This is a genomic window from Nostoc sp. CHAB 5715 (genome assembly GCF_020829685.1).
Lineage (GTDB): Bacteria > Cyanobacteriota > Cyanobacteriia > Cyanobacteriales > Nostocaceae > Nostoc.
On sequence record NZ_JAIVFR010000174.1, the window covers coordinates 1 to 9,683 of the forward strand.

The 9,683-nt window shown below is 41.8% G+C and carries 7 protein-coding genes and 3 pseudogenes; 7 read left to right on the plus strand and 3 right to left on the minus strand.

What is annotated here, in order from left to right; translation table 11 throughout:
• Positions 1 to 377 (plus strand): annotated as a pseudogene (locus LC574_RS11785) (hypothetical protein); the annotation flags it as partial.
• A 257-nt stretch (positions 378 to 634) separates the two neighbouring features.
• On the opposite strand, the gene LC574_RS11790 reads toward LC574_RS11785, so the two are convergent.
• Complete coding sequence (locus tag LC574_RS11790) at positions 635 to 1,021, minus strand: hypothetical protein (RefSeq protein WP_229453693.1); 387 nt, start codon at positions 1,019 to 1,021, stop codon at positions 635 to 637.
• 489 nt (positions 1,022 to 1,510) lie between these two features.
• Between LC574_RS11790 and LC574_RS11795 the strand changes: the two genes are divergently transcribed.
• Entirely contained in the window at positions 1,511 to 3,415 is a 1,905-nt protein-coding gene (locus tag LC574_RS11795; RefSeq protein ID WP_229453694.1) for a chloride channel protein, read from the plus strand.
• Between the two features lie 239 nt (positions 3,416 to 3,654).
• Here the strand turns inward: LC574_RS11795 and LC574_RS11800 are convergent, their stop codons facing one another.
• Positions 3,655 to 4,068 carry an AbrB family transcriptional regulator gene (locus tag LC574_RS11800; protein WP_229453695.1) on the minus strand — a complete coding sequence of 138 codons (414 nt, stop codon included), beginning with the start codon at positions 4,066 to 4,068 and terminating at the stop codon, positions 3,655 to 3,657.
• Between the two features lie 400 nt (positions 4,069 to 4,468).
• On the opposite strand from LC574_RS11800, the gene LC574_RS11805 reads away from it, so the two are divergent.
• The 3 genes from LC574_RS11805 (at position 4,469) to pyrR (ending at position 6,569) form a co-directional block, all read left to right on the plus strand.
• Positions 4,469 to 4,909, plus strand: a complete 441-nt coding sequence (locus LC574_RS11805) for an Rrf2 family transcriptional regulator (protein WP_229453699.1) — start codon at positions 4,469 to 4,471, stop codon at positions 4,907 to 4,909.
• Positions 4,910 to 4,952: 43 nt separating this feature from the next.
• Positions 4,953 to 5,924, plus strand: a complete 972-nt coding sequence (gene cbiB, locus LC574_RS11810) for an adenosylcobinamide-phosphate synthase CbiB (protein WP_229453696.1) — start codon at positions 4,953 to 4,955, stop codon at positions 5,922 to 5,924.
• Positions 5,925 to 6,032: 108 nt separating this feature from the next.
• Positions 6,033 to 6,569: a bifunctional pyr operon transcriptional regulator/uracil phosphoribosyltransferase PyrR gene (gene pyrR / locus LC574_RS11815; RefSeq protein ID WP_229453697.1), complete on the plus strand. Its 537-nt coding sequence runs from the start codon at positions 6,033 to 6,035 to the stop codon at positions 6,567 to 6,569.
• A 235-nt stretch (positions 6,570 to 6,804) separates the two neighbouring features.
• On the opposite strand, the pseudogene LC574_RS11820 reads toward pyrR, so the two are convergent.
• Positions 6,805 to 7,233, minus strand: a pseudogene (locus LC574_RS11820) (response regulator); the annotation flags it as partial.
• Positions 7,234 to 7,820: 587 nt separating this feature from the next.
• On the opposite strand from LC574_RS11820, the gene LC574_RS11825 reads away from it, so the two are divergent.
• Positions 7,821 to 9,092, plus strand: coding sequence for a DUF4912 domain-containing protein (locus LC574_RS11825; protein ID WP_229453698.1), 1,272 nt, complete (start codon positions 7,821 to 7,823; stop codon positions 9,090 to 9,092).
• Positions 9,093 to 9,177: 85 nt separating this feature from the next.
• Positions 9,178 to 9,683, plus strand: a pseudogene (locus LC574_RS11830) (hypothetical protein); the annotation flags it as partial.

The following is a 9,683-nucleotide window of genomic DNA, read 5'->3' on the forward strand; positions in this document are numbered from 1 at the left end:
ATCAGTTAGATTTTTTAGAAAAATTTAGCGGACTAGTCAACAAAAAATATTTACCACAAATTTCCAAAGATATCGAAAATATGCAGCTTGGCTTGCAACTTTTAGAAGATACAATTAACGTTACTCGCAATCGCATAGAAGTCGAAAAATCTGAACGAGAGCGTAACTTCCAAGAGCTTATAGCTGTTGCAGGTGCTGGTATAGCAACCGTATCTCTACTACAATCACCTGCCAAAGATTTTTGTAGTAAAGAAAGTATGAAAGATATCTTTCCTAAAATTCCTTATTTTTGCAACTACCCCTTCAGTTCCAGTCTGATGGTTGGAATCATTGTTGGTTTTGTGGTTTGGTGGCTGAGAAAACGATTGCGATCGTGAGAGGGAGCATCCCACTTTTTTACATGTCATTGCAAAATAAAAACTGGGATGCACCCATCGTGAGATGATATAACATCCTCAATAGTTGAATTCCTTAGCTGATCGACTAAAATAACTTTTTCGTAAACACTAGGACTAGCCCTTTCAATGTAAAACCGTGTCCTATTTGGGGCGAATAAGACACGGTTTCATAGAAGTATTTAGTTATAATTTTACAAAAATCAAAGTAATATTTGATTTATACCAAAGTAATCCATTTACTGAAAGTTGTTTCCTGGTTTATTAACTTTCTCTGTTGTGGGAAACCCTTGATGATCGTAGTTTGTCCTTTCTTGAGTCAGGGCGATCGCACTAAAGAAAATAGCACTTCCTACAGCCAAGGCTACCATAGGACGCTTCAGCAAGACAAAATCTCTGACAATCCTAGCTAAAGGTCGGCTTTGACGACGTAGCGACGAAGCAACCATCAATTGTCTCCAAGTAAACGGATCGCGCACATAATGACCGCTTTGGCAAACTACTAGCCGTTCCTGGCAATAGGGACAGCAAAACAAGCCCATGCGCGTTTTAACTGGTTTGGGCGTAGTATTTCTTTGGCAAATTGGGCAAGTAACATAATGATTATCAAAGGTGTGTATATTCATTTACCTCGTCCGCCTAGTCCATTTACTCGCTCTATAACAATAGCTATACTGAATTGGGATCGATACTTAGCAGACTTCCAAGTATGGTTTGACATCAGCCATAAATCACACATACATTGTATTACTACCAAGGATGGCTCAATGGTCGCAACACGAGTATAGCTAGATTTAGGCAAGGATGACTCCTAGTTAATATTCGCGGGTGCGTCCACCCAGCCCACAAAAACTTGTTGTCTCTAGAAAAAATAGCGTTGGCGCTCACTCGCACCCCACTAGCCGCAACTACGTCCAAACTAGGCATCGCTGACCCTTAAATAATTGTCTCCCATGTAACCATTCTCCCCATAAAAATTTGCACAATGACATTTTTTACTAAATCTTTGTAAATCAAGCAAATAAAGTCTATTTGTCTGGTTGCTAAATAATGGCTCACAATGATAAGTAACAGATAAAAATTTAAATTTTTTCTTACATTTACCCCGCCTCTCAATGACTCTCTTGCCTCCCACTCAACTGAGGAAGGTAACGGAACAACCTGCCTTTCCTACACCTTCCGCTCGTTTAGCCCACCTTATTAATCGTTTTCAACCATCCCCAGAAACCGTTGTCCTGTTTTTAGCCATGCTCATTGGCGGTGGTACGGGTATGGGTATAGTCACCTTTCACTATTTAATCCAGCTGATTCACCAGCTGATGCTGGAAAATTTAATGGGTCAAATTGGCGTTTGGGGTGCTTGGACTTTAGCCTGCGTTCCCACCCTTGGCGGATTAATCGTTGGCTTGATGCGCTGGCGCACTCAAGATTTTGGCCCTGAACTTTCATCTCTTATCGCCGCCTCTGAGGGAACAGAGATTAGGCGACCACTACGACCAGTTACGAAAATGCTGGCTGCATCTGTTTCTTTGGGGAGCGGTGCTTCTTTGGGCCCAGAGGGGCCGAGTGTAGAAATTGGCGCAAATTTTGGCATGTTGTTCTCTGTGATCCTGAATGTATCTCAAGAACGCCAACGTTTGCTTTTAGGTGCTGGCGCTGCGGCTGGACTTGCGGCCGGATTTAATGCTCCTATCGCTGGAGTATTTTTTGCTCTAGAGGTGGTGATGGGAGCGACATCTTTCGCTACTTCTGGTGTGAGTGTGGTGCTGTTAGCGGCGGTGGTAGCAGCATTAATTGCCCAAATTGGTTTGGGGGCACAACCTGCTTTTGATTTACCTGTCTACCAAGTCCGCAGTCCCTTAGAATTACCCCTTTATCTTGGCTTGGGTTTAGGGGCCAGCCTAGTTTCTGTCACTTATACTCAATCAATTCGGGTAGCAAAAGCCTGCTTTGCTGGTAAGGTTCCAGGTTTTGCCTTTTTGGGACAAATTCCTGAGCCGATTCATCCAATTATTGGCGGTGTGATGATTGGCGCAGTTGCTTTGCACTTCCCGCAAATTCTGGGCGTCGGTTATGAAACTGTAGAAGCAATGCTTCAGGATGTGGAGTTTCCACTTTACCTGTTGGTGGTGCTGTTGGTGGTGAAGTTAGTGATGACTGCAATTAGTGCGGGTAGTGGTTTCATCGGTGGTTTGTTTGCACCAGCAATGTTTTTAGGTGCTTCTTTTGGATCGGCTTATGCCAAAATTTTGGCTGTAGCATTCCCGGCTATTTGCGATCAAATGGCGGCTCCCCCAGCTTACGCAATGGTAGGAATGGCCGCAGTGCTGGCTGGTAGTGTTAGAGCGCCGTTAACGTCTATTTTAATGCTGTTTGAATTAACCCGCGACTATCGCATTGTTTTACCGTTGATGGCAGCTGTGGGTTTGAGTGTTTGGCTAGTGGAAAGGATTAAACCAACTTTTAACTCTAACTCTAACTTACAACAAATTGGTCTTTCTGAATTGAAAGATGAACAAGCGGAAATTGTGCAGCAAATTTTGGTAGAAGATGCCATGTATCCCTGCCCAAAAAAGTTACCTGCAACTCTTGGAGTGTTAGATGCAGCTGTAGAAATGATCCGCGATCGCGTCCGCAGTGCTTTAGTAATTGATGAAGCAGAGCAATTAATTGGTATACTTTCTCTGGAAGATATTAACCGTGCCCTTGCTCTTTGGCAAACTTACTCAAATTCGCCAACTGAAATTCCAGATAATTTATCCAGTCAAACCCTCATAGACATTTGTACTACTGAAATCCTCTATGCATGGCAAGATGAACTATTATCTGAGGCTTTAGACCGCATGAGTCTTAGAGGTTTGCATCAATTACCAGTGGTAGCACGAGATAAACCCGATCGCATTTTGGGTTTACTAGAAAAAGAGCAAATTGCGTTAACCTGCAATTTAGCAGTTACGCGCAAGGCACTTCGCCACTATTTACCAGTCTTACCGATTACAGATATAGTCATTAGTCATTAGTCATTGGTCATTGGTCATTAGTCATTAGTCATTGGTCATTGGTCACTTGTACTGCCCTTCTCTACGAGAGGCTGCGCCAACGACTACGCTCAGGAACCGCGACTTGTGCCAAGCGTTGCCGAGGTAAGCCGAAGTATTAGTCATTGGTTTTTACAAAGGACAAATGACGATTGACTAATGACTATTTATAGTCATTGGTTTTTACAAAGGACAAATGACAATTGACTAATGGCCATTTATTAAGCTGTAGCGTCTAGGGCTTCATCACCTTCTTGATCTTCTGGGTCTACCTGTTTCAGACGAATGTGCTTTTTGCCTAAAGTAATTAGAAACTCATCTCCTGGTTTCAGATTCATCTGTTTTGTATAAGCTGAACCTATAAGTAAGTTACCATTCGATTGCACACTAATTCTATAGCTAGCACTACGTCCACCACGCCCATTAGCACTGGGTGTACTGTCCAACTGAATGCCTTCGGCATCAATTAGGGCATTTAAGAACTTCATCATATTGACGCGCTCTATACCATTTTTGGTAACGGTATAGTAGCCACACTTTTTGGCTTTGTCTTCTTTGCTCTCGCTCTCTAGCTCTTTGACTTTTTTGAGCAGTTCTTCACCGATTAGGGGTTCAATTTTTTTCTGTTTAGGCATCAACTTAGGTCGAAAATGAATGTTTGAAGTGTTGGAATCGATTTTATTTTAGCTGACGTTGAGCTAATAGGAACATAATCCTTTAGTTTTTATCTCAACCTAGCCAAGTATATTACACTCAGATGCACAATTGTTATCCCATTACCAATATTGTTAAGACAATCTATTTTAGATAACGCTGGCAATGCTGATAACTATATATATATAGTTAGTGAATCACTGCTAGACTATACAAGTTTTAAGTTTTCTAAAGTGACACTCGAAAAGTTGTTTACTTGCTGAGGATGATAACAGTGTCACAGAATGATAAGTAAAACTGATCCTTAGTCATTAGTCACTTGTACTGAGCGTTGTCGAAGTATTGGTTATTTACAAAGGACAAACAACAAAGCTTGCCAAAATGAAACTAACTACTAGAGGACACTATAGTGTGAAGGCGTTGCTAGATTTGAGTTTACAGCCAAAATATGGCCCTGTATCTGCCAGAGCGATCGCTAAACGCCAAGATATCCCAGCACCTTACCTCGAAAAACTACTAATAGAAATGCGTCGTGCGTCAATAGTTAAATCAATTCGTGGTAGCATCGGCGGATACCAATTGGCAAGAGAGCCTGCACAAATATCTATAGGACAAATTTTAGAAGCAGTTGGCGAGACTAGCCATTTACCCCATCACACCCCAGCACCTGCACAAGCTGAAGATTGGGTAACATTTAGCCTATGGCAGAGACTCAACCAAAAGCTCAAAGAAGCTTTGTACAGTATTACTTTGGCAGACCTTTATTATGATGCTCGTAGCTGGCAAGCTGCTCTTGGGGAAGAAGCTAGTTTTGTGGTTTAGTCAAAAGTCAATCGTCCAAATATTGACCCTTGACTCGTAACTTATGACCAATAGCATCTATATCTTAATAATTGCTGCATTTTTAGATTATTTAATTGGCGATCCTTGGAATTGGCCTCATCCAGTGCAAGTTATGGGGTGGGTAATTTCTCGCCTGACCAAATTTTCTCTCCAATTGTGTCAAAATTCTCTAACGCAACGCCTAGCTGGAATTTTACTAGGTATTATCCTGATAATTGGTGGTGGACTTGTTGGCTTTTTAATTATTCAAAGTGCCAAATTGGTTCATCCGTTGTTGGGAATTGCAATAGATAGCATTCTTTTGGCTAGTTGTTTTGCTGGCAGAAGTTTACGAGCCGCAGCAGTGGCTGTTTTAGAACCTTTAACAGCAGGAGATTTGGAAAAAGCTCGGAAGATTTTAAGTAATTACGTTGGTCGAGATACCCAAAACCTCTCACAAGCAGAAATTTCCCGAGCCGTTTTAGAAACGGTTGCAGAAAATGCCACTGATGGGGTAATGGCTCCGCTTTTTTATGCAATTGTTGGTGTCTTTATACCAGTTGTGGGGCCAACTCCTTTGGCTTTAGCATATAAAGCCAGCAGTACCCTTGATTCAATGGTGGGCTATCGAGAAGCACCCTATACTTATTTGGGATGGTTCTGTGCGCGGTTGGAAGATTGTTTGACTTGGCTACCTTGTCGGTTAACAGTGGTGACTCTGGCGCTGTTATCGGGTAAACCGATGCATGTTTGGCGAATTTGTCGTCGGGATGCAATTAACGATCCTAGTCCCAATTCTGGCTGGAGTGAGTGCGCCTATGCTGCTTTTTTAGGTGTGCAAATGGGGGGTACAAATTGGTATCGTGGGGTAGCTAAGTACAAACCACTGCTAGGAGATGCTATTTATCCCATTACTGCAACTTCTATTCAGAATGCTTTGCAGTTGACCCGATATTGTTTTTTGGTATGGTTAGGGATAGCGATCGCAATATTCTTAATATTTCCAAATAGGTAATGATAAATATAAAGTTAGGAGTTAGAAACGCGATTAATCGCGTCTGTACAGGAGTTAAGAATAAAAACTCCTAACTCCTAACTCATCACCCCTAACTTATCACTCACTATGTCTGCCAAAGTAGTTGAAATTCTCTCATCAGAAGAAATCCGTCGTACCTTGACTCGCCTTGCCTCTCAAATTGTGGAAAGGACACGTGATTTGTCTCAACTGGTGCTTCTTGGTATTTATACAAGAGGTGCGTTATTAGCCGAATTGTTGGCACGTCAGATTGAGACGCTGGAAGGTGTAGTCGTGTCAGTCGGCGCTTTGGATATTACATTTTATCGAGATGACCTTGACAAAATTGGATTGCGGACTCCAGCGAAAAGCGAAATTCCTTTTGACCTGACGGGGAAAACCGTTGTACTTGTGGATGATGTGATTTTCAAAGGACGGACGATTCGCGCCGCTTTGAACGCAGTCAACGATTACGGTAGACCAGAGGTGATTCGTTTAGCTGTGTTAGTAGATAGGGGCCATCGAGAATTACCAATTCACCCAGATTTTATTGGCAAAAAGTTACCTACTGCTAAAGAAGAAGTTGTCAAAGTTTACTTACAAAATTGCGATGAACGAGATGCAGTGGAGTTGATTAGTCATTAGTCATTAGTCATTAGTCATTAGTCATTAGTCATTAGTCATTAGTCATTAGTCATTAGTCATTAGTCATTAGTCATTAGTCATTAGTCATTAGTCATTAGTTATTCTCTCCCTGCTTCCCCTGCTTCCCCACTCTCCCACACCTCACCCGGCACAAGTCGCGGTTCCTGAGCGTAGTCGTTGGCGCAGCCTCTCGTAGAGAAGGGCAGTACAAGTGCCCAATGCCCAATGCCAACTCCTAATTATTTTTGACTGTACTAATAGTTTGCAATAATTGGCTAGCTGTATAAGGCTTGGATAAAAAGGCTTTGATACCCATGTCATAAGCTGTATTAACTTTATCCTGCGAAGTCAGTCCACTGATAGCAATGATTTTGACATTGGGGTTAATTTTTCGCAGGGTGCGGATAGTAGTTATTCCATCCATTGACGGCATGAGCATATCAGTTAATACAAAAGATATTTTATCTCAATGTTCTGCATATAAGGCTATTGCTTCAATGCCATCACTAGCTGTGATTGCTTTGTAGTTATGGCTTTCTAAAGATGTTTTTGTCACATCTCTAATGGCAGCTTCGTCATCTACAACTAAAATTAATTCTCCTTGCCCTGAAGGTAATACCTGTTCTTGTTCTTCTATAGTTTCCACCGCCTCTTGTGCTGGGAGCGATCGCCCCTTTTCAGATTGCTGGGAGGATGTTAACTGAATCATAGCGATCACCCTTTTTGCTTGTATGCAATACACTCCGACCTCTTTCTTTTTAGGAAAGAAGCTTTGAATCTTACTCCCCAACGCTAGCTCTTAAGGGGCTGTTCTTGTTAGGTCTGTATTGGACTCAACCCAGAAGCCCTATAGTGGTGGGTTTAATTGTCATAAAAAATTGACATTATTCCCATTGCTCAACATCTAACCAACTATCAATGTCATAAAATCATGACAATTCGATCCCAGAAGGGCTTGTAAATTCGTGAAACAGGCAAAAAACCTATGGAAACCCCTTGATCCCTAGATATGCTTAGTGGTTAATATTGACTTAACAGATGAACTTTTCCGATCCCAAAGAAATGCTAATTTTGGCATAACTAAGGAATTGATTGGAAGTTACCCCAATTTAAAAACAGACTAAAAAACCTTAAAAACTGGGCAAAACCAGGAGTCAGGATAAAAAATTCATCTGGAGTGGATGACATTTTACATAGCATTCTTTAACCAGGGGAAATCATTTACCGCTTAAACTACTGGAGGCCAAATTAATGGCAAAAGAACGCCCGCCACTAGAGGAGATGACCTTACGCCAACTACGCAAAGTTGCTAGCGAATATAGCATCTCTCGGTATAGCCGAATGCGTAAATCACAATTGCTGGCATCAATTCAAGAAGTCCAACGCAGTAAAAATTTACTTAGTCCATCTCGTTCATTGGAGGCACAGGAAACCGTGGAAGCTGCAAAGTTTGAATTAGGTCAGGAAGATCGAACTGGTGGATCTTTGGCTGATGTTGATGAAGGACTCGCAGATTTGCCCTCTGGCTATGGTGAAAGCCGGATTGTCCTCTTACCACGCGATCCTCAGTGGGCTTACACTTACTGGGATATTCCCAATGAGCATAAAGAGGAACTGCGCCGACAAGGGGGACAACAACTCGCACTACGGATTTATGATGTCACCGACATAAATCTTGAATACCAAAGCCCCCACAGCATTCAAGAATATCCTGCTGATGAACTAGCTAGAGAATGGTATCTACCAGTTCCAGTTAGCGATCGCGATTATGTGATCGATATCGGCTATCGTGCTGCTGATGGTCGCTGGTTAGTACTAGCTCGTTCAGCTAGAGTACACATTCCTCCTGTCTATCCTTCTGACTGGATTGAAGATGTCTTCATCACTGTTAACTTTGAAGAAGATTTGCGTGGTAAGACTCAATACGAACTAGTTCTCCCAGCCAAGAAGATTGCAGCTACCGCCAATGGTAATGCTGGTAACGCTGTTGTCAATGGTAACGGCAACCCCATCTACGACCAAATCTTTGGTATAGCCGAATCAGCCGAAGCGCTACGGGTTGCTGGTTCTATCTTCGGTTCCCAGCACCAAGTACCAGGTTTTGCGCGTCCTGAACAAGCTATTAGCTCCTACATTTTCCCATCTGGTGTAGGTATGTGGGCAGTTCCTACCGTATCAGGCTTAACTGCTTCCGGTGCAGGAATGTCAGGTATTGGCTTCTCGGCTTCCGCCGTACCAGTGCGTCCGCGCCAGTTCTGGTTAATTGCCGATGCTGAATTGATAGTCTACGGTGCAACCGAACCCGATGCTACCGTAACCATTGGTGGTCGTCCAATTCAGCTAAATCCAGATGGAACATTCCGCTTCCAGATGTCCTTCCAGGATGGTTTAATTGACTATCCAATCTTGGCTGTAGCTGCTGATGGTGAGCAAACCCGGTCGATTCAGATGAAATTTAATCGTGAGACACCATCTCGAAATACTAACACTAAAGAAGAAGCTGTTTTAGAATGGTTCTCTTAAGTTTTAGTTCTTAGATAAACTCCAGATTCAAATTTTAAATTATTCCCCGCTATAGTAATTCTGTAGCGGTTTTTTTTGCATTAGTATGTCTACAAAAAAATTATTTTTGTTATTTATTTTGATAATTGGTGCAACCTTATTATCAGGTTGTCAAGAGATTGAAGCAAATTCAGTTCCAAAAGCATCTAAAACTTGCCCTGGCAAAGATGCTAAGTTCAGCATTGATTTTTTTAAAACTAATAATCAAGGTAAAAGAAATCAAAAAGGTATTAACAATGTAATTATTTTTAATCCCAAATCAGCAAAATTAGATTTCAAAGTTAATGTTGGTCTATCTCATAAACTCTACGCTAAAGATGCTAAGGGGAAACTGCGTAAAGAATATGTACCAAAACAGTTTCGTGAACTCATCGGCGATGAGAATGCCAAATTAAACGGACAGCTACCCATTGCTGCAATTAATGCCGACTATATAGGTACTGATGATAAACCACAAGGCTTAAATGTTTCTCGTGGTGTCGAGTATTCGGGAGCATTTAAAAATAATTACATTGTTAATACCTTTTTGATTTCTTTTACCTTGATTATTAG